This is a genomic window from Hymenobacter lutimineralis (assembly GCF_008271285.1).
Taxonomy (GTDB): Bacteria; Bacteroidota; Bacteroidia; order Cytophagales; family Hymenobacteraceae; genus Hymenobacter; species Hymenobacter lutimineralis.
This window is the reverse complement of sequence record NZ_VTHL01000006.1, coordinates 84,896-109,931: the sequence shown is the minus strand read 5'-3', so window position 1 is coordinate 109,931 and position 25,036 is coordinate 84,896. Positions and strand designations below refer to the sequence as shown.

Below are 25,036 nucleotides of genomic sequence, written 5' to 3'. Positions count from 1 at the left end.
AGAGTTAATCCGGCCGCCAGCTCCGTGGCCGGTACTGCTGGCGGTTTCTGCCGGCAGTACCGGCCACAACCATTCAGACAAAAAGCCATGGCGCCAAACAAGGGCCTGCTGATGAGCTTTTTTATCCAGGTAATGGCCGCTTTTCAGCTGGGTATAATACCTTAGTATTAAAATTTTATAATATTCACCAGTCTCCATATGACGACTCAGTCGGCTTGGCCTGTCAAGCGCTATTGGGCACCGATGGTCTGGCTCTGGGGCCTGTTGCTGTTCGCCGCGACCCCAGCGGTGCGGGCGGGCAGCCCCGACTGGCAGCGCGACCCAGTGCTTAGCCCCTTGCTGATTCAGCAAATGGTGACCGACCCGACGGGCCTGCGCTGGGTAGCCACCGACGAAGGCGTATATCGCTACGATGGCTACGGCTTGGTATCCCTGCAAAGCCTGGTGCGCCAGGGGCCGCGCCTGCGGGTGGAACTGGTGACGGTGCTGGCCCTCGACCGGAAAGGGCGCCTGTGGCTGGGCTCGGAGTCGGGGCTGTTTCGGTTTGACGCGCGCAGCGGGCAATTGATGCCCGTGCCGCTGCCCCTGGCTTTGGATGAGCGCCCCCGGGTGAAAGCCCTGCAGCACGACCCGCGCACCGACCGCCTCTGGGTGGGCTACGGTGCCGGAGCTGTGGCCGTGCTGGCCGCCGCTGCCCCGCTGCACCCGCTGTTTCCCGTCAGCCGGGTGGCCGATACCGACTTTTACTTCACCCTCGAAACCGGCGGCTCCGGCGCTTGGCTGGCCAACGATCAGGCCACGCTCTATCACCTCGATGCCCGAGGCGCGGTATGCCAACGCCTGCAGGCACCTGAGCTGCTGCTGCCAGTGGCGGGTACCCGGCCCCAGCGCTTCTACAGCCATCGGGCCCTCTACGCGCTGGACTCGGCCGGTGCTCTGCGCCCCGTGTGCCGCTGGCCCCGGGCGTTGCCCGAAGGCAGCGACCGGCCCTACGTGACCGACAGCACCCTTGACGTGCTGGCGCAGGGGCAGTGGGTGCACGTAAGTGGCGTGCGTGGCCCCCGCCCGCGCCTGCGGGTGACCCCCGCAGCCCTGAGCCCCGATGATAACAATACCCGCAATTATAGCCTCGACCGCGACGCCTATGGCAACTGGTGGAGCTTTGCCCGCACCTGGCGCGGCTGCTACCGCTACCGCCAGGCGCAGGCCCTGGTACAGCCCCTGGCCCGCGCCGGTGGTCAGCCGCTGAGCAGCACCCGTTTAATTGCCCGCCTGCCCGATGGCCGCCTGCTGGTCTCCACCTACGGCGGCGCTTTCACCCAGGCGGCCGATTCGCCGACTGCCCGGCTGCGGCCCTTCCCGCTGTGGCTGCGCCTGCCACCCCAGCCGCGGACATACGCGGCCGTCTTCGATGCCATACACTGTGACCCTTCCTCCCGCACGGCTGTGGTGGCCGATGAGCTATGGGGTGTGGCCCGGCTTGACCTCAAGACGGGGCTGGTGAGCAACCTGGCCGGTGGTCCGGTAAACCAGTGGAGCCGTCTCACCAACGGCCCCACCCGGGCCTACACTCTGCTGGCCGACCACGGCGGGCGCCTCTGGGCCGGCGGCCACACCGGCTTGTTCCTGCTCAGCCCCGACCGGCGCGCGCTTCGCCGTTACCAAAATAACCGCCCCGACTGGCCCCTGCACAAGCTCGACATCGTGGGCCTGGCCGAAGACCCCCGCGACCACGCGCTGTGGGTAGCCACCAACGGCGGCTTGTTCTGGTTGCCACCCAACCAGCCGGGGCACCTACGCGTGTTTGCCGTGGCCGCGAGCCCCGGGCGCCGTCTGCCCACCGATGCCCTTACCGCGGTGCGCTCGGCCGGGCCCGGCCAGGCTTGGGTGGGCACCCGCGACCAGGGCCTGCTGCTGGTTGATGCCCAGGCTGGCTTGGTGCGTCAGGTGAGTGTGAACGAGGGCCTGCCCAGCCATAGCCTGGCCTCGGTGCTGCCCGATGGGCGGGGTAACCTGTGGCTGGGCACCTACGCCGGCCTGGTGCGCTACACCCCGGGCACGGAACACTTGGCGGTTTTTGGCGAATCCGAAGGCCTGCATGACACGGAGCTAAACCGCTACTCCGGCCTGGCTGAGCCGGACGGCGCCCTATGGTTTGGCGGCACGGGAGGGGTCTTCCAGTGGCAGCCTGGCTTGATGACGGCGAGTCTGAAACGAAAGCCGCGGCTGCTGCTTACCGAGCTGGGTTTGCCCGCCGGCGCTTCCGTAAGCGTCCGGCCCCTGCCCGCCGGCCTGGTGCTGTCCCTGCAACTGGCCGCGGGGCCTAACGCTTTCGTAGAGCTGCGCCTGGCGCTGACTAATTTTTTTGCCCCTGATCAGGCCCGCTATAGTTACCGTCTGCTTGAGGCCGATAGCCGGCGGCGCACCGCCTGGCTCAACACCCCCCGGCGGCTAGTGCTGCGGGGGCTGGCCCCCGGCGACTATACCCTGGAAGTGCGGGCCGAAACGGCGCCGGGCCAGCCTGCCCTCAACCACCTGTACCTGCCCCTGCACGTGGCGGCCAGCTGGCAGCAGCAGCCGCTGGTATGGCTCCTGCTGGCCGGACTGCTGCTGGCCCTGGGCTATGGCACCTACTGGCTGCGCTTGCGCCGGGCGCTGCGCGACGCCCACCGGCGCGCCGAGCTGGCGGCCAACCTCCACGACGAAGTGGGGGCCTTGCTCACCCGCGTCACCATGCTGGCCGAGGTGCTGCGTGATCAGCACCTGCCCTCGGCGGCCTCCGCTACTGGCCCATACCCCGACTCCCGCACGACCTTTGACCGTCTGCTCTATAATAGTCGGGCCGCCGTGCAAACCATGCGCGATGTGGTCTGGGGTATTGATTCGCGAACCGACTCGATGGGTGCCCTGGTTGACCGTATGCGCGACCATCTCGACCAAACAGCCGCCGCCGCTGGCCTCACGGCCACGTTTGATTGCCAGGGGGCGAATAAGGGCCAGGCCTTGCCCACCCTGGTACGGCAGCACGTGTACCTGCTTTTTAAGGAGGCCGTGACCAACACCGCCCGGCACGCCCGAGCGGCCACCGGCATCAGGGTGCTGCTGCGCCGTGAGCGAAAGGAGTTGCTGTTGGAAGTGTGCGACGATGGCCAGCCCCATATCGCCGGGCCCCGCTGCTCAGTGGGTATGGGCCTGCGCAATATGCGGCAGCGGGCACAGGCCATCGGGGCCGATTTGCGAACGGGGCCGCGCCCCGATGGCCAGCCCGGTTACTACGTAGGTGTGCGGCTGCCAATAGCGTAAAGACCGTTGTTAGAGCAGGCCACGGGCCGCCCGGCTCAGCAGCTCGATCCGGCCGCTAACGTGCAGCTTGCGGTATACCGTTTTGACGTAGCTGCGCACGGTTTCGGGGCGAAGCTCCAGGCGCTGCGCAATTTCCTTATCGGCCAGGCCATCGACTATGGCTTCGAGCACCTGCTGCTCGCGGGCAGAAAGGCTGTTGGGATGGGTAGCCGCCACCGGCTTGAAGTGGTTGAGCACCCGGCGGGCCACGGCCGGGCTAAACGTGCCTCCCCCGGCTGCTACGTCCCGAATGGCCTGTTGCACCTCAGCCAAGGGCAGGTTTTTGAGCAAATAGCCGCTGGCCCCCCGGCTCAGCGCCAGGTAAATGCGGTCGAGGTCGTCGAACATCGTTTGCACGATGACCTCGGCCTGGGGCAGGCGCTCCTTAATGAGCGGCAGCGTATCCAACCCGCTCAGGCCCGGCAAACCCAGGTCGAGCAGCACCACATCGGGGGGGAGCGAATTGCTTAGCTCGGCCAGAAAGTCTTCGGACGACTCGCACACCAGTACGCAGCGCATGCCCGGCTGCTGGTCGAGGTAATGACTGAGCAGGAAGCGTACCTCGGGGTCATCTTCAATAATGGCAAGGGCAAGTGGGAGCATGAACGTGCAAAAAGATTTCCTAAGCTCGACGCTTTCATACTACCCGCAACGGGGGACAGTGTTTTGGAATAAACCGTTTTGTGCGGACAGATCAAACGATAAGTTGGTTTTGGCGGACCGTTAGGGGCAAGGCGCAGTACCACTCACGGCCGGTGAGCAGCCGCTACGCCCTGCCTTTTTTTGCTCCGCCGCGCGAAGTGGGTACCCCCAAATGAGGGTAGTGTCGGAATTGTGACGGCTGCGGGAAACAGGGAGCTTTGCCCACTACTGACCAGGCTGTCCGGCCCCTCCCGTGTTGTTGGGAACGGTAGGCTGCCCGCTTCTTTCTTTTCAGCCTGATGAAACAAACGTACCCGCTTGCCGCCGCTCTTCGACTTCTTATTTCATCTATAAAGACCCGCTTACGGCCTGCAATTCGCTCCGGGCGGGGGGCGCGGGGCCTGGGCCGGTACTGGATTGGAATTCTGCTGCTGAGCCTGCCGCTAATGGGGTGGGCGCAACCCACTATTACGGGCTTCACACCCACCAGCGGACCAGTGGGCACGAGTGTGACCGTGACGGGCACCAACCTGGCAGGGGCCACGGCCATAACGGTAAATGGCACGGCTGGCACCCTCGTAGGCGTGCCCACAGCCACAAGCCTGACCTTCACGGTGGGTGTAGGTAGCAGTACGGGCCTCCTTAGGGTGACTACACCGGGGGGTATGGGCACCAGCAGCACCAGTTTCACGGTCCAGCCCAACATCACGGGGCTGAGCCCCACGCGCAACCTGCGCAACGCACCGGCCGCCAGCAACGTGGCCGTAACCTTCAGCCAGCCTATGGCTAACACCACCGCTACCCAGCAGGCCGTGCGCGTATTCAGCCCGCAGCGGGGCGGCCTAATGTTTGGTGGCACCCGGGGAACGGCTACGGTAAGCGGCAGCACCATTACCCTTAACCCCACTACGGACTTCCAGCCCGGGGAAACGGTTTTCGTGACGACCACCACCGGCGCCGGTAGCTCCGCCGGTCCAACGCTGGGCACGCCCCACGTACACCAGTTTACAACGGCCGTCGGCGGCACAGGCCGGGGCAATTTTGCCCGCTTGCCCAGCGCCCCAGCCGCCGATGCGGGCATCAACCCCAGCAGCGTGGCCATCGGCGACGTGGACGGTGATGGCGACCTGGACTACGTGACGGCCAACAACAACAGCCTCAACATTGTCGGGGAGCATACCGTCAGCGTCCGCCTCAACAACGGCTCGGGTACCTTTGCGCCGCCCGCCCTCAACGCCAACGTGCCCGTGGGCAACAACCCGCGCGGCGTAGCCTTGGGCGACCTCGACGGCGATGGTGACCTGGATTTCGTAAGCGCCAACTACAGCGGCAATTCGGCCAGTGTGCGCTTTAACGACGGCGCAGGCAGGTTCACCGGTACGGGTACCATCACCATGGGTACCAACCCCTTCGGTCTGGCTCTGGGCGACCTTGACGGCGACGGGGACCTCGACCTGCTCTGCGCCAACGGCAACGGCGGCATGGTGAGCGTGCGCTTCAATAATGCCAGCGGTACTTTCGGTGGGACTACCGACGTCCTGGCCGGGTCCGCCCCGGTGGCCGTAGCCATCGGCGACGTAGACAGCGACGGCGACCTGGACTTCGTGGCGGCCAACTACGCCAGCAACGTGAGCTTGCGCCTCAACAACGGCAGCGGCGTATTTACCAACGGCGCTAATACGGCTGTGGGCTCCGGCGCCAACGGGGTGGCCCTGGGCGACGTGAACGGTGATGGGACCCTGGACTTGGTGACGGTGAACGTGCTCAGCGGCACCGTCAGCATTCGTCTGAATAATGGCAGCGGCATCTTCAGTGGCGGCTCCGACCCGAGCGTGGGCAGCACTCCGTACAGCGTAGCGCTGGGCGACGTGGACGCCGACGGGGACCTCGACATTGCCGTGACGAACTACGTGCCCACCGGCATCGTGACGTTGCTGCTCAACGACGGCGCCGGCATCTTCACGGCGCCCACTACCAACCCCACGCCGGCCGTGGGCGGCTCCCGCCCCAACAGTCTGGCCCTGGGCGACCTCGACGCCGACGGGGACCTCGACATCATCAACACCAACGCCAACAACAGCTATCTGAGCACCCTGCTCAATCAGGGGGCGCCTACCATCACCAGTTTCACGCCTACGGCCGGAGCAACGGGTACGACCATTAGCATTACGGGTACCAACCTGTTGGGGACGACGGCTATTACCTTCAGCGGTACGAGCGGCAACGTGGTGACCACGGGCTTCACCGTGGCATCTGCTACGAGCCTTACCGGCGTAGTGGTGCCAGCCGGGGCCGTAACGGGGCCCTTGACCGTGACGACGGCCGGAGGCACGAGCGTGGCCAGCTCCGGCAGCTTTACGGTGGTGCCGCCGTTGCTCATCAGCAGCACCAGCCCGGTGGCCAACGCCCGGGCCGCTACGGCAACCGGGCCGGTCGCCATAACCTTCAACCAGGCCCTGACGACGGGCAGCATGGGGGCGCTGCGGGTGTTTAGCGCCCAGCGCGGGGGACTGCGCACGACAGCCAGCGGCAGCACCACGGTGACTGGGGCAGTGCTGAGCTTCGCGCCCACGTATGCTTTCCGGCCGGGTGAGACGGTGCAGGCTACGGTACGTACCACGGCTACGGCGGCAGTGGGCGGCAGCCTGGCCACGGCGCGGGTGCTTCAGTTCACGGCGGCCGCGGGCCCGGGGCCAGGTACCTTCAGCGGTACCGCCAACCCGGCCGTGGCCAGTAACCCCGAGAGCGTGGCGGCGGCTGACGTGGATGGTGATGGCGACCTGGACATCCTCTCGGCCAGCAGCAGCGGCAATACGGTGAGCGTCCGCCTCAACGACGGTAGCAGCAACTTCACCGGCACCACCAACGTGCCCGTCGGCAGCAGCCCCTTGAGCGTGGTAGCAGCCGACGTGAATGGCGACGGTGCCCTGGATATCCTCTCGGCCAACCAACAAGCCAACAGCGTGAGCGTCCGCCTGAACGACGGCAGCGGCAACTTCTCGGGCACCACCAACGTGGCCGTGGGTAGCCAGCCCTACAGCGTGGCGGCGGCCGACGTGAACGGCGACGGGAACCTGGACATCCTCTCGGCCAACTTTAGCAGTAACTCGGTGAGCGTCCGCCTCAACGATGGTAGCGGCAACTTTACCGGCACCACCAACGTGGCCGTCGGCACCAACCCTATCAGCGTAGTAGCGGCCGACGTGGATAGAGACGGCGACCTGGATATCCTGGCCGCGAACTTTAGCAGTAACAACGTAAGTGTGTGCCTCAACAACGGCTCTGGTACGTTCTCGGGCACCATCAATTGGCTCATGGGCAGCTTACCTCGGAGCGTGGTAGCAGCCGACGTGGACGGCGACGGCGACCTGGACATGCTGACCGCCAACCGACAAGCCAACAGCGTAAGTGTGCGCCGCAACGACGGCTTCGGCGACTTCTCGGGCGGTACCAGCAACGTAACCGTGGGTAACCTGCCCTACAGTGTGGTGGCGGCCGACGTGAACGGTGACGGTGCCCTGGATATCCTCACGGCCAACCAACAAGCCAATAGCGTGAGCGTGCGCCTGAACGACGGCAGCGGTGCGTTCAGCGGCACAACGAACGTGAGTGTGGGCAACAGCCCCGTCAGCATAGTGGCGGCCGACGTGGACGGCGATAACGACCTGGATCTACTCACGGCAAGCTATGGAGCCGCTAATGTGAGCGTGCGCCTCAACCAGGTGCCTCTGCCGGTGCTCACGTCTGTCAGTCCGGGCATTGGCGTACCGGGCAGCGTGCTGACCCTGACAGGCGCTAACCTAACGGGCACGACCACCATCACCTTCGCTGGCAGCGCCGGCCCTAAAACCGTCAGCAGCGGCTTCACAGCAACGGCCACGAGCATCAGCGGCATTGTGGTGCCGGCCGGGGCCCGGAGCGGACCCATAACTGTGACGACGGTCAATGGTACGAGCGTCGTAGTAGGAACAGTGTTCTTTTCCCGAGCCAACACCCTGGTCGCGGGCACCAACCACACGGTAGCAGTCCGGGCCGACGGTACGCTCTGGGCCTGGGGCCGTAATGCTTTCGGCCAGCTAGGCAATAATACTACTACCGACAGCGCCGTGCCCGTGCAGGTAGGCACCGGCATCACCTGGGTAAGTGCCTCAGCGGGCCTCTACCACACGGTAGCAGTCCGGGCCGACGGTACGCTCTGGGCCTGGGGTCGTAATGCTTTCGGCCAGCTGGGCAATACTACGACCACCGACAGCCCCGTGCCCGTGCAGGTAGGCACCGGCACCACCTGGGTAAGCGCGGCAGCGAACAACCTGCACACGGTAGCGGTCCGGGCCGATGGTACGCTCTGGGCCTGGGGGCGCAACAATTCCGGTCAGTTGGGTAATAACAGCCTCACCGACAGCGCCGTGCCTGTGCAGGTGGGGACAGGGACCAACTGGGGAAGTGCGGCAGCCGGTAATGGTTACACGGTGGCGGTGCAGGCCGATGGCACCCTCTGGGCCTGGGGCTTCAATGGAACCGGCCAGCTGGGCAACAACAGCACCACCAACAGCCGGGTGCCCGTACAGGTAGGAGCAGCCACCACGTGGGGGAGTGCGGCAGCCGGCGACGCGCACACGGTGGGCGAGCAAAGCTGCCGCGCTGTCTGGGCCTGGGGCCGCAACAGCACGGGGCAGGTGGGCGACGGCACCAACACCCAGCGCAACAGCCCGGTGTTGGTGTACAGCCCCATCAGCCTGCTTACGTTTACGCCCGCCAGCGCTGCCCCGGGTGCCACGGTAGTTGTAACGGGCACCGGCCTGAGCGGCCTGACCTCGCTCACCGTGAACGGGGCCGATGCCTTCGCCAGCCTCAGCAGTAACACGGCCACGGGCTTCACCTTCGTGGTGCCAGCCGGGGCCACCGCTACGGGTATCACCATGGTGGGCAACGGCTGCGGCACAGCCAGCAGCACCGACTTTACCGTAATCGTGGCACCGACCCTTACGGCCGTTAGCCCGGCTGCCGAGCTGGTAGGTTTGCCTGTTACGCTCACGGGAACAGGCTTCATGTCAGGTAGTACCGTTACTATTGGTGGAGTTGCCGCCAGCGTTACCTATAATTCCCCCACCAGCCTCACGGCTGTAGTGCCGGCTGGGGCGGCCAGTGGCAGCAGCGCGGTAGTCGTCAGTACGCCCGGCGGTAGCAGCCCCAGCACCCCAGCTTTCACTGTTCTGACGGTGTACGATGCCTCGGTCGCCACCTGCCCCGCTACGCTGCCCTACCTGGCTACCGGCGACGGGCAGTGGCACTACCTGTTGGCCAGCAACGGTCAGGTGGTGGCGGCCCTGCAGGATACCCGCGCCGCGCTGGGCAGCGTCACGGTGAACTTTCGGGTAATCGGCCCGACCGGCCCCGTACGCCAGGACGGCCGGGGCCGTTATTACCTTGACCGGAACTTCAAGATCAGCGCCAGCGGTGGCAACGACTTCGTCGGGGCCACCGTGCCCGTGCGCTTCTTTGCCTTGGCGTCGGAATTGGCCCGCCTAGCTGCCGTCGACCTTGGGACTACCCTGGCTGCCCTCACCACCACCCAGTACAGCGGGCCCAACGAGGACTGCGACTTCGCCAATAACGACATAGTAAGCGGCGAGTTTCGCACTCTGGCTGCCCCGGGCAGTACCGTCGGCAATGGCGTGCCCTGGTTGGTGAGCGAAGTAGCCGTGGCCGACCACTTCTCCGAGTTTTACCTTACGGCCAGCTCCGGCACGCTGCCGGTGGAGCTGACCAGCTTCACGGCTCAGACCCAGGAAGCGGCGGTGCAATTGCGCTGGCGCACGGCGTCAGAAACCAATAGCCAGCGTTATGATATTGAGCGCAGCGACGATGGGAAACGGTTTGAGAAGATCGGGGAGCAGGCTGCCCAGGGCACCAAAACCAGCGCTACTACCTATGTCTACCACGATGCCCGCGCCCGCCTGCATGCCTTCGCTCATGACCGGTATTACCGCCTGCGGCAGGTGGATACCGATGGCGCGTTCAGCTACTCGCCCGTGCGGGTAGTTACGCTCGGCAGCGCGTCTGCGGGCCTGGCGCTGTTTCCCAATCCTACTCGTGCAGCCGTCACGCTCACGGGGGCGGTGCCCGGTGCGCCAGTGCGTGTTTCCGATTCCCTGGGCCGCACCGTAGCCACCGCCACCGCCGATGCTGCGGGTACGGCACACTTGGTACTGCCTGCCGGGCTGGCGGCAGGCGTATACTCAGTGCGTAGCGGCGGACCGGCGCAGCGGCTGCTGGTGGAATAGGAGAGGAGGTACGCTTTGTTGCTGTGGGCTGGGCTTTCTGGGCTCTTTCCGGTTTGCTGCCGGGGTGCGTGCCCACTACGTCGTTTTCATCATTTTGCTCTACCGCGCTTCGCTATGCTTTCCCGCTTTTTTCGCCCTTTTCGTTTCGGCTCTTTTTTGGGGTGCTAGTCTTACTGCTACTGTTGGCAGCGGGTCGGGCGGTACGTGGCCAGGCCTCCTGCCCGCCGCCCGCCGGCTCTACCGGCGCCCACTGTCCGGCTGGGTGAAGCTCGTGCTCTGGCTGGCCAGTATGGTGCTTGCCGATATTGTCTGCCGCCTGCTGTTTGGGAGTATACCGTGGTGGTAGGGTAGAAGCAACGCCGCTTTTTCACTTCATTTTTGCGAGTTGTTTCACCTTATAAAAGAAAACCCCGCCAGAACGATTCTGACGGGGTTTATTCTGTGTGGTCGCGCCAGGAATCGAACCTGGATCAAGAGCTTCGGAGACTCCTATACTATCCGTTGTACTACGCGACCGGTCGGGTAGGTTTGGGGTGGCAAAACTAAGCAGAAAACGCTCGGTGCACAACTTCAATCCCGAATTCCCCCGTTTCGCGCAACGATTGTTCAGCGAAGCTGTAATATCAGCCCGCGTAAATTTTTGACTGCTAGGGAGTAGGCAACCTATGCCGGGCAAAGAATTTATGCATTGTTGCTTACTGCCTGGGCGCTACTGGCCACCACCAGCCGTAGGATATTCGGCTTTGGCAGCCGGCAAGGCGGTCGGGACCGGTGGTGCGTAGAATGTGGCCAGGGAACGGGTATAGCGCATGGCAGCCAGCTTTTGCCGCTGGAAGGCCAGCAGCTTGCGGGCGCCCTCCGGTAGCAGCATCAGCCCCGTAGCCGCCGTTTTTACACCGAAGCGGTTGTCGAGTACTGTATCAAAGTAATACAGGTAGCGGTGCAGCCATTTAAAGTAGCTTTTAGCGGAGGTGTCGGCTGAACCAAGGATGGAGAGGCCTTTCGTGTTGGAAGCCAGGGCCTGCTGGAGTTCCACTGCGTTGACTGGCTGCCCGTTCAGCAGTGGGACGATGTCAAACTGGCTGTCGACCATAATCCACTTGCCTTGGTCTGGTAGCCAGGCCTCCGTGAGAGCGTGGCCCGCAGCCGATGGCCGAGTATCCGCATCCGAAGCTTTGAGAAATAAGGGCCGGGCCGGAATGCCTACTGCGTTCAGGGCCGTGGTCAGTACGGCGCCAAACTCGACGCATTGCACCGATTTACCCAGCATGGCGGCCCGCAGGATAGCAAAAGCGTCCCGGGTTTGCAAGTCCTGCCGACCATCGTGCTCTAACCGATTGTGTACCCAGCGCGAGAGGGCAGTTACCCGCTCCAAGTCAGTGGAAGCAGTACCCATGGCCTCGTCCAGCCCGTACATTTCCCGGAAACGAACCAAATACTCCGTGTCGGAAGTACTGTACTGAAAGGTATAGGCTGTAACGTCGGGGGGCTCTTCAAACTCCAGTGGGGTCGAGGCAACTTCGGCAGAGGCAAACAACTGAGCTTCAGCGGGGAAAGAAACAGCCGAAGTAGAGAAAGATAAAAGTATGGTATAAATCAAATTTTTCATAAGACTGCTCGGTGAAAACTCCTTAACGAAGACAATTCGTTCTGGGTTAACCTCTATTTTCTACTTTCGAGTCAAAAGTAGTCGGCAGTGCTATACGATGATATCACATAAACGGGTGATACTATTTCTCTATAGAATACAAAAGCCCTTCTGGTTCACCAGAAGGGCTTTTGCCTGACAAAAGATGGGAGCAGTTATTACGAAATTCCCTGCTCGGCCAGTACTTCTTTTACTTTCTGGGCCGCATCCTTCAGCAGCACGGCTGAATACACCTTCAGGCCCGACTCGTCGATGATACGGGCGCCTTCTTCGGCGTTGGTGCCCTGCAGACGGACGATGATTGGCACTTTGATGTCGCCGATGTTCTTGTAGGCTTCCACCACGCCATTGGCCACCCGGTCGCAGCGTACGATGCCCCCGAAGATGTTGATGAGGATGGCCTTCACATTCGGGTCTTTCAGAATGATGCGGAAGCCTGCTTCTACGGTTTGAGCATTGGCTCCACCCCCTACATCGAGGAAGTTGGCCGGCTCGCCGCCGCTGAGCTTGATGATGTCCATGGTGGCCATGGCCAGACCGGCGCCATTTACCATGCAGCCCACGTTGCCGTCGAGCTTCACGTAGTTCAGGTTCGAGGCCGAGGCTTCTACCTCCAGCGGGTCCTCTTCGTTGGTGTCGCGCAGCTCTACGAAGTCTTTATGACGGTAGAGGGCGTTTTCGTCGAGGGTCACTTTGGCGTCAACGGCGAGAATCTTATCGTCCGAGGTTTTCAGCACGGGGTTGATTTCGAACATGCTGGAGTCCGTCTCGTCGTAGGCTTTGTAGAGAGCCTGCACGAACTTCACCATTTCCTTCTGGGCTGCGCCGGTGAGGCCCAGGTTGAAGGCAATTTTGGCCGCCTGGAAAGGGCGCAGGCCCACGCGCGGGTCGATGGTTTCCTTGTGGATTTTCTCGGGGTGCGCCTCGGCTACCTCCTCAATGTCCATACCGCCCTCGGTGGTATAGATAATAACGTTCTTACCGGAGGTGCGGTCCAGCAGCACGCTCATGTAAAACTCTTTGGTTTCGGACGCGCCGGGGTAGTACACATCCTGGGCTACCAGCACCTTGTGCACTTTGCGACCTTCGGGACCGGTTTGCTTGGTTACCAGCTGCATGCCGATGATGTTGCCGGCAATTTCTTTCACCTGGTCCAGGTTTTTGGCGAGCTTCACTCCGCCCCCTTTGCCCCGGCCACCCGCGTGAATCTGGGCTTTGATAACGTGCCAGCCGGTACCGGTTTCGGCGGTCAGCTTTTTGGCGGCCTCTACGGCTTCCTCGGCCGTGTCGGCCGTGTAGCCTTCCTGCACGCGCACGCCGTAGCGCTTGAGAATTTCTTTACCCTGATACTCGTGGATGTTCATAGAGGGTCGTTTTGAGGGAAGATTCGGGTGGGTGTTTGCGGCTGCGAAAGTAGGCAATTATCGGTAGTGCCACCTTATGCCCGGCGAAGTAACCCCGCAAGTCAGCTGTTGTTCAACGGTCATAGATCAGGTAAATAGGCCTCAGGCTTGTCATTTACCGCCCAAACCACTCCGTCATAATCTGTTCGGCGGGCTTGTGCTGGGGTGTAAAATCGAGGTGGCGCCGGGCTGAGCGGTCGGGAGCCAGGCCGGGGTACCACTTCCACACGAACAAGCCCCGGAACCACTTCTCGGGCCAGAAGGTCTCAAACATAGCGGCGTAGCAGGCCGCCTGGGTGGCCTCGTCGGCCGTAGTCAGTACTGCCATCCGGTCGGGCCAGGCCCAGGGCTCAATGGCCGCGTCGGGGGTGGTTTTGTAGCCGATTTCGGTGAATACCACGGGTTTCTTATAGCGTTTCTGCACGGCACGTATGCGGCGAAACGGCTCCTGCCAGGCTTTCAGCAGGGCGGCTTTGTCGGGGCTTGCCGTTTTGCTGAGCGGGAAATACGCTTGAATCCCGATGAAATCGAGGGCATCCCAGAACTGAATCTGCTCAAACTCCCCGCTCCAGTTGGCCGCGTAGGTGAGGGGGCCGTGGTACACCTGCCGAACCCGGGCAATGAGGGCGCGCCACTCAGCTTCGTGGCCCGCCGTAGCGTGTTGCAGCTCGGTGCCGATGCACAGCGCGGCCATCTTATGCGCTTCGGCCAGCTGGGCGTAGTGGAGAATAAACACCGAATAGCTGGCAAACCATTGCTGCCAGCCTGCCTCCGTGGTCATGTTGATGTCGCCGGGCCAGGAGCCCGTGCCACCGCGCAGCCACAGGTGGGGCTTGAGCAGGGTTTGAATGCCGCGCTGCCGGGCTTGTTTGGCCGTTTGTACCAGGCCGGCATCACTCTCACCCCAATAGTGGCGGCTGCCCCGGCCCGTGTGCAGGCGCACCTCGGGCACGGCGGCCCCGGCCTGCCAGCCGAAGGGCGTCTGGGCTATCCACGTGACCCGGGCCTGTACCAGCGGCTCCATATCGGAGGAAGAGGCCGAGTCGCCAGCCACCCAGCTCACGCCGCGTAGGCGGCCGTCGGCGGGCGGTGGGCCAGCCGCAGTAGCTGCCGAGAGTTGTGGTCGTGGGGCAGGGGGCGTTTGGGCTGCCTGGCGCTGCCACACGGCTATTCCTACGCTCAGCAGCAAGGCCAGCAGCAGCCAGCGGCGGGCAGAAAGGAAAGGCATGGCAACGGGGAGTAACGGCATGGCCAAGCAAGATAGCCTACCAGCGAATATGAGTACTACATCTGCCCAACGGATGCACCCGCAACGGCCGACATTACGTAGATTTGTTTTCCGTACCCCGGCTCACCCTATTTGCTCCCTGATTTTGCTGCAAGCCATTAACGTTCGTAAAAGCTATAATACCCTGGAGGTCCTCAAGGGCATTGATCTGACGATTGAAAAGTCCGAAATCGTGTCCATCGTCGGGTCCTCGGGCGCGGGCAAAAGTACGCTGCTGCACATCCTGGGCACGCTCGATAATCCCGACTCCGGCGAGGTGCTGTTCGATGGCGAGTCCATCAACTCCCTGAGCCGGTCTAACTTGGCCAAGTTTCGCAACCGGCACATTGGCTTCATCTTCCAGTTTCATAACCTGCTGCCCGAGTTCACGGCCCTCGAAAACGTGTGCCTGCCCGCTTACCTGGCGGGTCGCTCGGAAAAAGAAACCCGGGTGCGGGCCCGCGAGTTGCTCGGCATGTTGAACCTGGAGCGGCGCGCCGACCACAAGCCCTCGGAAATGAGCGGGGGCGAGCAGCAGCGCACCGCCGTGGCCCGTGCCCTCATCAACTCCCCGGAAATCATCTTCGCCGACGAGCCCTCCGGCAACCTCGACTCGCAGAATGCCCAGGAACTGCACCAGATTTTCTTTCTGCTGCGCAAGGAGCTGGGTCAGACCTTCGTCATTGTCACGCACAACGACCAGCTGGCCGAAATGGCCGACCGCAAGATTGTGATGAAGGACGGGCACATCTGGGAAGGGCAGCTAGCGTAACTTCCACTAGTAGCCCCGCGTAAAAAGCGCACCTGGAAGGCAACTTTCGGGTGCGCTTTTCTTTTGACCCCTGGTAATGCGTCCGGATCGAGCCGGACCATTCTGCTACGGCTGCTGCCGCGTTTTCGAGACGTGGCAGCAGCCGTTCTTTTATCAGGCAAAACCGGGAAGCATAAGGAGCTTTTTGGGCTTCCAGTATGTTCAGGAAGCTATGTTTGTTTGCTAAAAATATTGGCTGAGTAATAATTTTAGATTTAAGTGTTGTAAGATGCTGATAATCAATGAAAAAAAATCATAAAAAACTGGCTGGTATTTGCACCTTTTATTGGGGCGAGGCGTTATCTTCACGTAACACAATACGGTACTAAAGGACATAAAAGGAAAGACGCCATGAGCGAAGCAACCAAGAACATCAAAGAGCCAGTTCGTAAGACTAAAGTTGAGAGCTTTGATATCTCGCGTTCTGACGAGACGCTCCATCTGGCGACGGACCTGGCTAAATTCATTAAAGACAACAAGCTCAGCACCACGGTGCAGGGCAAAGAGTTTGTGAACGTGGAAGGCTGGCAGTACGCCGGTTCGCGGCTGGGCATCGTGCCCATCGTCGACCACGTTATCAACGTCTCGACCGACACGGAAATCAAATACCAGGCAAAAGTGACGCTCTTCGATATGCGGAGCGGCCACACGGTAGGGGCTGGCTTTGCCATTTGCTCCAATAAAGAGCAGGGCAAGAAGTTCTACCAGGAGTTTGCCATCATGAGCATGGCCCAGACGCGCGCCATTGGTAAGGCCTACCGTAACATCCTGGCCTGGATTATCCGGGCGGCCGGTTACGAGCCCACGCCCGCCGAGGAAATGGACTACGGTGGAAACACCACCGTAGCTGAAGCGAAGCCTGCCGCCGCTGCGCCCGTAGCGCCCATGAAGGCCGTGCCCGCTGAGCCACTGGCTCCCGCCGCCGAAGCTTCGGTAGCGTACGCCTCGGCTCCGCAGAAAGAGGAAATCATCCGGTTGCTGAACCATCCAGTCATCACGCGTCAGGAAAAGACCAAGATGCTGCTCAACATCAACCGCCTCGACGAAGAGCGTGCCACGGGTGCCATTGCTAAGCTGAAGAAAGCTATTGAAGACCGTGAAAACGGTCAGGCTGCCACGGCGGCCTAATCTTCTCCACTTCTTGTTCGAAAGCCCGGTTCCATTAGGAGCCGGGCTTTTTTGTGCGCCGCTGCCTGGGTATTGGGTGCCCCCAGCTAGTACCTTTGCCTCATGTCTTCCCTGCCGGCAACCGACGATATCGAGCACGTACTGCGCCAGACGTGGGGGCACACGGCTTTCCGGCCCTTGCAGGAGGATATCATCCGGGCGGTGCTGGCGGGGCAGGATGTGCTGGCTTTGCTGCCCACCGGTGGGGGCAAGAGCATCTGCTTTCAGGTGCCGGCCCTGGCCCGCCCCGGGCTGTGCCTGGTCGTGTCGCCGCTCATTGCCCTGATGAAAGATCAGGTAGACAACCTGCGCAAGCGCGGCGTAAAGGCCGAGGCCGTGTACGCCGGCATGAGCCACCAGGAAATCGACCAGACCCTGGACAACTGCGTGTATGGCCCGGTGAAATTCCTGTATGTGTCGCCGGAGCGCCTTTTGACGGATATTTTCCGGGCCCGCGTGGCCAAGATGAAAGTCAGCCTGCTGGCCGTGGATGAGGCGCACTGCCTCTCGCAGTGGGGCTACGACTTCCGACCCCCATACCTCCGCATTGCCGAGCTGCGGGAGCTGCTGCCCGGCGTGCCGTGCATCGCCCTCACAGCTACCGCTACCGAGCAGGTGCGCCAGGATATTGTGGAGAAGCTGCGGTTTGGCACTACGCACCGGGTGTTTCAGCAAAGCTTTGCCCGACCCAACCTTTCGTATTCCGTCCTGAGTACCGAGGACAAGCTCAAACGACTGCTGGAAGTAGTGCGCGGGGTGGGGCCCGACAAAACCAGCATCGTATACGCCCGCACCCGCCGCCAGACCGAAGATGCCGCCGCTTACCTGCAGCAGCACCAGGTGCAGGCCGCGGCTTACCACGCCGGCCTGCCCGCCGAGCAGCGCACCCGCATTCAGCAAGACTGGATGCAAAACAAAATACGCTGCATCGTAGCCACCAACGCCTTTGGTATGGGCATCGACAAGCCGGACGTGCGGCTGGTAGTGCACCTGGATGCCCCCGACAACCTGGAAGCCTACTACCAGGAAGCCGGCCGCGCCGGCCGCGACGAGAAGTACGCCTTTGCCGTGCTGCTGCAAGGGCCTAACGATGCTGATGAGCTCCGCCGCCGCACCCGGCAGGCTTTTCCGGAGCTGGCAGTAGTACGCCGGGTGTATCAGGCCCTGGCTAATTTTTCCCGCACGGCCGTGGGGGGCGGGGAGCTGGTGGCCTTCGACTTCGACCTGCAGCAGTTTGCCGAAACCTACCGCATCAAAGCCCTGGATGCCCATAACAGCCTGCGCCTGCTGGAGCGGGAAGGCTTTGTGCAGGTGAATGAGGCCGTCAATAACCCGGCCCGCGTGCACATCCCCATCGACCACACCGACCTGTACCGATTTCAGGTCGCCAACGCCCAGCACGACCAGCTCATCAAAAGTCTGCTGCGGTTTCACGGCGGGGAGCTGTTTGCGGGCTTCCAGCGGATTTCGGAAAACAGCCTGGCCCAGCACCTGCGCCTGAGCGTAGTGGAGCTGCGCAAGATGCTGCTGTTTCTGCACCGCTCGGGCGTTATTCAGTTTCAGCCCCGTCACGAGTCGCCGCAGGCCCTGTTCACGACCCCCCGCTTCGATGCCGACAAGCTTCCCCTGGAACAAAAGCGCCTGCACCAGGCCCGGGAGCTGGCCCTGCACAAAACCGAAGCGGTGGTACGCTATGGCGCCGGGGGGCGCTGCCGCCAGCAGCTGCTGCTAGAGTACTTCGGCGAGCTAAGTGCCCCGGCTTGCGGAGTCTGCGACTTTTGTTTAGCCAAAAAGAAGGCTGCGCAAGCGCCTACGCCCGTGCCGGCTTTGCGCGAACAGGTGCTGGCCTTGCTGAATGCGGTGCCCCAAACCCCGCGCGAAATACTTACGCAGTTTCTGCCCGGCCAGGCTACAGCCGTTACCGAACTGCTGCGGGAACTAGTAGACCTGGGCGAGCTGCGCTACGCCCCCGACGGGCGGCTGCTAGTCTAACCGGGTGCGTAGGCCCGGAAAACGCTTGGTCAGGTTGGTGAGGTGTAGCCGGCTTTTATAGTATGTCCCAAAATAGCCGCCCCGGTTGCGCCCGAAACAGGGGCAACCGGGGCGGCTGGGCTATGAGCATGCTCGAAGCTACTTCTGCAGCAGCTTAAGCAGCTCTTCGGCGGCCGGCTCCGATGAAGCGGGGTTCTGCCCGGTAATCAGGTTATCGGCTTTCACAACGTACGGAGCCCAGTCGGGGCCTTTGGAGTAGTGGCCGCCGTTCTGCTTGAGCATATTCTCTACCAGAAAGGGCACCACGTTGGTCAGTTGCACGGCTTCCTCCTCGGTGTTGGTGAAGCCTGCCACATGCTTGCCTTTCACCAGCGGCTCTCCGCTAGCGTCTTTCACGTGGCGCAGCACGCCAGGGGCGTGGCACACGGCCGCTACGGGCTTACCAGCGGTGTAAAACGATTCGATCAGCTCAATCGACTTTTTATCTTCGGCCAGATCCCAGAGGGGGCCGTGCCCGCCGGGGTAGAAAACGGCATCGTAGTCGGCGGCCGAAATGGTGTGCAGGGGCACGGTGCTGGCCAGGGCCTGCTGGGCGGCGGAGTCGGCTTTGAAGCGCTTGGTGGCGTCGGTCTGGGCGCTGGGGTCGTCGCTTTTCGGGTCGAGGGGCGGCTGCCCGCCCTTGGGCGAGGCCAGCGTGAGCGTGGCACCAGCATCCCGGAATACATAGTACGGCGCTGCAAATTCTTCCAGCCAGAAGCCGGTTTTGTGACCTGTCTCGCCGAGCTGGTCGTGCGAAGTCAACACCATCAGAATGTTCATGGGAATGGGGTAAAAAAGGTGGGGTAGAAACCCGGGACAACCGAGAAGCGCCCGGGGAAGAACGTTAAGCGACTTTCACCACGGCTTTGCCGGTATTCTCGCCCGCAAACAAGCCCAGGAAAGCGGCCGGAATATTCTCAAAGCCTTCGACGACGGTTTCGTCGAACTGCAGCTTGCCTTGGTTGTACCATTCCGTCAGCTGGCGCACACCTTCGGGCCAGCGCGGCAGGTAGTCGCTCACGATAAAGCCCTGCAGGCGGGCGCTGGTTTTGAGAAGTTTGGCTTCGGGGCGGGGCCCTACCGGCTCAGTGGTGCTATTGTACAGCGAAATCTGGCCGCACAGCGCAATGCGCGCGTGCTTATTGAGCAGGTTGTAGACGGCGTCAGTAATAGCGCCGCCCACGTTGTCGAAGTAGCAGTCGACGCCGTTGGGGGCGGCGGCCGCCAGGGACGCGGCTACGTCCGCGGTTTTGTAGTTGAAGGCCTCATCAAAGCCTAGCTGCAGCAGGCGGGCTACTTTCTCATCGGAACCAGCCGTGCCAATCACCCGCGCGCCCTGGAGCTTGGCCAGCTGGCCCACCACCATGCCCACGGCCCCCGCTGCCCCCGAAACCACCACGGTTTCGCCGGGCTTGGGCTGGCAGATGTCGAGCAGCCCAAAGTAAGCCGTGAGGCCGGGCATGCCCAGTAAGCCCAGGTAGTAGCTGGCCGGGGCCTGGCTTCCGGCCGGAATCAGGCTGACGCTTTTTTCTGGGGCCACGCAGTACTCCTGCCAGGGCAGGTTGCCCACCACCAAACTGCCCACCGGTAGGGTAGTACTCTGCGATTCTACCACTTCGGCTACCACGCCGCCACTCAGGGGCTCGTTCACCGCAAAGGGCGCCACGTACGATTTGGCGCTGCTCATGCGGCCGCGCATGTACGGATCAACGGACACGTAGCGCGTTTTGAGCAGCACGGTACCGGGCTGCAGCGCGGGCAACTCCTGTTCCTCAAAGCGGAAGTGGGCGGCCGTCGGCTCCCCGTGGGGGCGGCTGGCCAGTACCAGGGTGTTGGTTTTCATCGGCATGTAGAAAAAACGACCCTGCCGTGTGTGAGGAAGGCCGTAGGCTGGAAAAAACAAGGACTGAATACGGATTCCGACAGCGCAGGCCAGCGGATCCGTACTCAGTCCTTGCGGAAGGTGCCAGCTTTTACGCGGGGTTGTTCGTGGCGTTGAGGGTTACTTCAATGTTGCCGCGCGTGGCGCGGGAGTAGGGGCAAATGCCGTGGGCGGCCTCCACCAGCTGCTGGGCCTGAGCCTGCTCTACGCCGGGAATGTTCACGTGCAAGTCGGCCGAGATGCCGTAGCCACCGTCTTCAGCCTGGCCAAACCCGATGAAGGCCTCCACCGTCACGTCGTTCAGGCGCACGCCGGCCTGGCGTGCGGCCACGCCAAGGGCGCCTTCAAAGCAGGCGGCGTAGCCTGCGGCAAACAGCTGCTCGGGGTTGGTGGCGCCAGTCTTGCCGGGGCCACCCATAGCTTTGGGCGTGCTGAGAGCAATGTTCAGCACATTGTCGTCGCTGGTAACCTGGCCGTCGCGGCCGCCTTTGGCTTTTGCCTGAGCAGTGAAGATTTTCTCGATTTTCATGAGCAGCGTTAAAAAAGAAAAGTGAAAATGGCTGTGCTAAGTCAGCCGGGTAAGTAAGGTGTTCAATTGGAGGCGTAGGGCCTCAAACTCGGGTATCGACAGTTGCATGCGCTCCAGCAACTGTTCCGGAATCTGGCAGGCCCGCTGCTGCAGCGTGTCGCCGGCGGGCAGAATGCTGATAATAACGGACCGCTCGTCGTGGGGGGCCCGGCGGCGGCTTACCCACTGCTTTTGCTCCATGCGCTTGAGCAGGGGCGTGAGCGTCCCGGAATCCAGCAGCAGCTTGTCACCCAGCTCCTTCACCGTCAGCTCCCGGTGTTCCCAGAGCAGCAGCAACACCAGGTATTGCGGGTAGGTGAGGTCAAGCTCCTGCAGGAAAGGCTGGTAGGCCTTCGTCAGCATTCGGGAAACGGCATACAGGGGAAAACACAGCTGGTTTTCCAGCTTAAGCAATTCGGCTTTATCGGTGGGAGAAAGGTGTGAGTCCATGGTTTGTACTGGATTAACGTAATTGATTGTACAATGTTTAATTGTGGGCAATCAAAATTTTATAGAATGAGTAAGCAATTGGGAATGAGAAAGTAAATTTTTGTCAGAATGTTCAAAGTTCGTTTAGCCTACAAAGGCAGCGGGACCCAGCCTGTGCTGAGTCCCGCCCGAAATGGCAAGCTAAAGCCGTGCAGGAGCTCAGGCCTGCTGATACGCCTGCATTCCTCCCAGCAGGTTGCGCACGTTGCTGAAGCCTTGCTGCGTCAGGAAAGCTTTGGCGGAAGCGGAGCGGCTGCCGCCTTTGCAGTGCACAATGATTTCCTGGTCTTTGAGTTCGTCCAGCTCGTCGAGCTTACCCGGCAGCTCGCCCAGTGGAATGTTGCGGCTGCCATCAATGCGTACTTCCTCGTTTTCCCAGGTTTCGCGCACGTCGATGATGATGGGACTTTCGCCGTTGGCCTGGCGCTGCTTTAGTTCAGTAGGGGTAATATCAGCCATAAGGTGGGCAAGGTGAGGATGAGGAAAAAAGGCGGGCCGGGTCCGGCCGTTGATAAAGCAAAGTTGGGTATTTCAGCAGATAAATGCGCAGGCCGTTAGCGGGCCACTACCAAGCGGCGGCTGGTCCGCCCGCCCCCGGGTAGCTCCAGCTGCACCAAGTAAACGCCAGCGGGTACGGAAGCGGGCAGGCGCAGCTCGGGCTGACCGGCTTCAGCGGCTGGCTGCTGCCATACCGTCCGCCCCAGGGCGTCGAGCACCGTAGCCCGGGTGTAGCGCCCCTGCACCCGCACCACACCCGAACTGGGATTTGGATACAGGGAAAGTGCCCCCGCCAATTCGGCCGGCTGGCTGGCAGTTACCGTGCCTGTCATCACGGGGCGCATCATGGGGGCACCGGCCGGGGTTGTGCTGGTGGTGGTCCAGGCGCCCCGGGCCTGGTAATACAGGTAGTCGGTGGGCACGGGGCTGTTCAGGTCGAGCCCAAACCGGATAAACTGGCCCGTGGATGGCTGGCCGTAGCCCACCAGGAACGAGCCGCTGACGGGTACCGGACTGGCAAAGCTTGCTTCTACAAAGCCAGTGGGGCCTGCGGTGGCCGGAATGGTGAAGGTAGCCGAGGCCTTGGCTTGTTCCTTGGGCTTGCCCGTAGCATCCAGCTCCCAGATGGCCACCGTAATTGTGCGCCCCGCGCTGCTCGGCAGCTCAGGGTAGAGCAGCACGCCTTTCACCTGGTCGGGCCGGTTCAGATCAATGCGGTAAGCAAAGTAGGAGGGGGAGCCCCCCGACAAAGCCGGTAGGTTCACGCTGGCTTCGGCGGTGCCGTCGTCGTAGGCATAGTAGTCAGCCAGCTCGGTCACGCGCGAGATGGTGTCGTTGGGCAGCGTGAGCGGGTTAGTTTCCTTGGCATCAAGGATAATGCGGTGCCGGATGCGCTGCGGCGTGCCAGTCAGGAGCTGGTTAGCCACGGTTCGCAGGTCCCCGGTAATAGGCAACTGCCGGGAGTTGGCATCAATGGAGCGGTTGCCCACCAGGTACGTCAGCTCGGCACCGCTGGGCAGGGCCTTGACCGTGCCCGCCCACTCAATAGGCGTGGGCTCCTGCCCGATGGAAAAGCTGTTGATGGTAGTGTACGTCTGGTCGTTAAGCTCCTCGGCGGGGTTGGGGGCGGCGGCCAGCTGCACGGCGGGCATGCTGGCGTAGCGCTTCAGCAGGGACGTGAGTGGGGCACTGGTCGCAAAATCCAGAAATGTGAGGTCCGAGGCCGAGCGGTTGCGGTCCAGCTTCACGTAGTCGATGCTCCAGGAGTCGCGGGTGAAGGCCAGGTTGCCCTGACTGTGAAGGCGGAACCGGAAACCCGCGTGCAGGTAGCGGCTTTCGTTTACCGGAAAAAGCTCCTGGGCAAAATCAGTGCGCTGGCCGGTGCTGCGCTGGGTCCAGATGGTTTGCCAGGTGCCGGCATCATTCAGAAACTCGAGGCGCAGGGCTACCGTGCGCGAGGAGCTGGCGGCCGAAGGCGCCCCCACAATACTGCCCGCCTGCCAGAAAAAGCTCAGGAATACCCCGGAACCGGTGTTCAGCCCGCTTAAATCGATGGGGAGGGAAGTGAGCGTGTCGGTGTCGCCGTAGAAAGAGGAGCTGCCGTACGACTGCCCGTTGGCCCGGAGCCCGTCAAACGTGGCGGCATTCCGGGAAGGGGGCGCTACTGCAAACCGGTTGCTGACGAAGGTGCCCCCTGCGGGTTCCCAGTGCTCGGGGTTGGGTACGCCCTCGGGCTGCTGGGCAAAATCATCGAAAAAGGGCAGGGAAAGGGCCGCCTTGCGGGCCAGCGCGGCTTGGTGCTTAGGCGGCGCTACGCGGCTGGGGTCGGCCGCCAGGGGGCTGACCTGCTGCGCCCACGCGCCCACCGTGGCCAGCATCAACCCGAGCAGAATACCGAAAAAAGTAAGAATACGCTTCATCGTGGGCAAGTTACTGGTTGAATAGTTGTCTTCTTTAATAGCTAAACGGATGCGGATGACCAAGCAGCTTCCCTGCTCCTGGCACTGGCTGCAAGGCGGTGTAAGCAACCATCAACCGTCCAACCGGCAAATCATTCTGGCCTGACAGCTGCTTCAACGAAAAAAGCCCGCAACCAGTGCGGCCGCGGGCTTTTTTCGGGAGGTTTCTTACTCTTACGGGACTTCCTTAATGGGCGCCTCACCAGCCACCCACAAGTCCACCAACTGACCCGTGCGGATGGTAGCACCCGGTGCCGATACCGGCCGTTGCCGCACAACGGTGCCTTCGGTCTGGCCTTCTTCGGGAGCTTGGTAGAATGTGGCTCCTACCAGCAGGCCCTGACCGGCCAGTAGTGTAGCGGCTTCATCGGCGGGCATATTCACGACGTTGGGTACTGGAAACTCCTGGTTGCCTTGCCCGTCGCCTACCACCAAATCTACCTTGGTGCCTTTGGCAATGGGGGCGCCAGGGGCTATTTCCTTGCCATTAACCAGTTGCTTAAGCACGGCATTCTGAGCAAGGTCCGGCACCAACTGAATTTGCCCCACGGTCAGGTCGTAGCTTTTCAGAATCATCTGGGCGTTTTTCACCGAGCCATCCGTGAGCTTGGGCATTTTGATGACGGGTGGGTTTTTCATGGCCACCGCAATGTAGATTTTGCGGCCCTGCTTTACCCGGTCGCCGGGGCGGGGCTCCTGCGTGAGCACCGTGCCGGGCCGCACCGAGGCGTCGTAGCTGCTGTCGTCCACGAAGTAGGCTAGGTTCCGCTCGTCGAGGTAGTCCTCCAGGGCTTCCTGGTTCATGCCCGTGATTTTGGGGACCACAATCGTTTCGCCGTGGTTGGTGGTGAAGGGCAGGTATACGTAGAAAAAGCCCAGCACCAGCACGGCTACCAGCGCCGCAATGGCGGCCAGGTGCTTCACCACATCCAGGGGCGTATCCGATTTAAAAAAAGACATTTGGTGGAGAACTTAGAGGATAGAGCTTAGATCTGAGAGTTCAGAACGGAGAAGCAAAGCTAGCGAGAAGGGAAAAGTCCTGGGCT

The 25,036-nt window shown here is 62.1% G+C and carries 16 protein-coding genes and 1 tRNA gene; 5 read left to right on the top strand and 12 right to left on the bottom strand.

Annotation, left to right across the window (positions count from 1 at the left end):
- The first annotated feature begins 243 nt into the window (after window positions 1–243).
- Entirely contained in the window at window positions 244–3,303 is a 3,060-nt protein-coding gene (locus FY528_RS07960; RefSeq protein WP_149070462.1) for a sensor histidine kinase, read from the top strand.
- Between the two features lie 9 nt (window positions 3,304–3,312).
- Here FY528_RS07960 and FY528_RS07955 read toward each other — a convergent pair whose 3' ends face one another.
- Entirely contained in the window at window positions 3,313–3,945 is a 633-nt protein-coding gene (locus FY528_RS07955; RefSeq protein ID WP_149070461.1) for a response regulator transcription factor, read from the bottom strand.
- Between the two features lie 338 nt (window positions 3,946–4,283).
- On the opposite strand from FY528_RS07955, the gene FY528_RS07945 reads away from it, so the two are divergent.
- On the top strand, window positions 4,284–10,268 hold the full coding sequence (locus FY528_RS07945) for an FG-GAP-like repeat-containing protein (RefSeq protein ID WP_187632049.1): 5,985 nt from the start codon (window positions 4,284–4,286) through the stop codon (window positions 10,266–10,268).
- A gap of 444 nt (window positions 10,269–10,712) precedes the next feature.
- Here FY528_RS07945 and FY528_RS07940 read toward each other — a convergent pair.
- The 4 genes from FY528_RS07940 to FY528_RS07925 form a co-directional block, all read right to left on the bottom strand.
- Window positions 10,713–10,784: transfer RNA gene (locus FY528_RS07940), tRNA-Arg, on the bottom strand.
- 193 nt (window positions 10,785–10,977) lie between these two features.
- Complete coding sequence (locus FY528_RS07935; RefSeq protein WP_187632048.1) at window positions 10,978–11,805, bottom strand: transglutaminase-like domain-containing protein; 828 nt, start codon at window positions 11,803–11,805, stop codon at window positions 10,978–10,980.
- Between the two features lie 269 nt (window positions 11,806–12,074).
- Complete coding sequence (sucC, locus tag FY528_RS07930; protein ID WP_149070457.1) at window positions 12,075–13,280, bottom strand: ADP-forming succinate--CoA ligase subunit beta; 1,206 nt, start codon at window positions 13,278–13,280, stop codon at window positions 12,075–12,077.
- Window positions 13,281–13,434: 154 nt separating this feature from the next.
- Window positions 13,435–14,547 (bottom strand): glycoside hydrolase family 113, encoded by a 1,113-nt coding sequence (locus FY528_RS07925; RefSeq protein ID WP_149070456.1) that lies wholly within the window; start codon window positions 14,545–14,547, stop codon window positions 13,435–13,437.
- Between the two features lie 145 nt (window positions 14,548–14,692).
- Here FY528_RS07925 and FY528_RS07920 point away from each other — a divergent pair, with 145 nt between their 5' ends.
- From FY528_RS07920 to FY528_RS07910, 3 genes are all read left to right on the top strand, one after another.
- Window positions 14,693–15,358, top strand: a complete 666-nt coding sequence (locus FY528_RS07920; RefSeq protein WP_149070455.1) for an ABC transporter ATP-binding protein — start codon at window positions 14,693–14,695, stop codon at window positions 15,356–15,358.
- Between the two features lie 390 nt (window positions 15,359–15,748).
- Window positions 15,749–16,525 carry a hypothetical protein gene (locus FY528_RS07915; RefSeq protein ID WP_149070454.1) on the top strand — a complete coding sequence of 259 codons (777 nt, stop codon included), beginning with the start codon at window positions 15,749–15,751 and terminating at the stop codon, window positions 16,523–16,525.
- Between the two features lie 102 nt (window positions 16,526–16,627).
- Complete coding sequence (locus FY528_RS07910) at window positions 16,628–18,556, top strand: RecQ family ATP-dependent DNA helicase (RefSeq protein ID WP_149070453.1); 1,929 nt, start codon at window positions 16,628–16,630, stop codon at window positions 18,554–18,556.
- Window positions 18,557–18,694: 138 nt separating this feature from the next.
- Here FY528_RS07910 and FY528_RS07905 read toward each other — a convergent pair whose 3' ends face one another.
- The 7 genes from FY528_RS07905 to FY528_RS07875 all read right to left on the bottom strand — a co-directional run bounded on the left by FY528_RS07905 (window position 18,695) and on the right by FY528_RS07875 (window position 24,950).
- Window positions 18,695–19,375, bottom strand: a complete 681-nt coding sequence (locus FY528_RS07905; protein ID WP_149070452.1) for a type 1 glutamine amidotransferase domain-containing protein — start codon at window positions 19,373–19,375, stop codon at window positions 18,695–18,697.
- 64 nt (window positions 19,376–19,439) lie between these two features.
- On the bottom strand, window positions 19,440–20,438 hold the full coding sequence (locus FY528_RS07900; protein ID WP_149070451.1) for an NADP-dependent oxidoreductase: 999 nt from the start codon (window positions 20,436–20,438) through the stop codon (window positions 19,440–19,442).
- Between the two features lie 130 nt (window positions 20,439–20,568).
- Window positions 20,569–21,006, bottom strand: coding sequence for an organic hydroperoxide resistance protein (locus FY528_RS07895; protein ID WP_197748849.1), 438 nt, complete (start codon window positions 21,004–21,006; stop codon window positions 20,569–20,571).
- Window positions 21,007–21,042: 36 nt separating this feature from the next.
- The gene (locus FY528_RS07890; RefSeq protein ID WP_149070450.1) at window positions 21,043–21,495 is read right to left on the bottom strand and encodes a MarR family winged helix-turn-helix transcriptional regulator; all 453 of its coding nucleotides are present in this window, start codon (window positions 21,493–21,495) and stop codon (window positions 21,043–21,045) included.
- A gap of 198 nt (window positions 21,496–21,693) precedes the next feature.
- The gene (locus FY528_RS07885; protein WP_149070449.1) at window positions 21,694–21,993 is read right to left on the bottom strand and encodes a rhodanese-like domain-containing protein; all 300 of its coding nucleotides are present in this window, start codon (window positions 21,991–21,993) and stop codon (window positions 21,694–21,696) included.
- A 95-nt stretch (window positions 21,994–22,088) separates the two neighbouring features.
- A complete protein-coding gene (locus FY528_RS07880) occupies window positions 22,089–23,951 on the bottom strand; it encodes a T9SS type A sorting domain-containing protein (protein ID WP_149070448.1) in 1,863 nt (620 codons plus the stop codon).
- Window positions 23,952–24,164: 213 nt separating this feature from the next.
- Window positions 24,165–24,950, bottom strand: a complete 786-nt coding sequence (locus FY528_RS07875; protein WP_149070447.1) for a PASTA domain-containing protein — start codon at window positions 24,948–24,950, stop codon at window positions 24,165–24,167.
- Window positions 24,951–25,036: the final 86 nt, after the last annotated feature.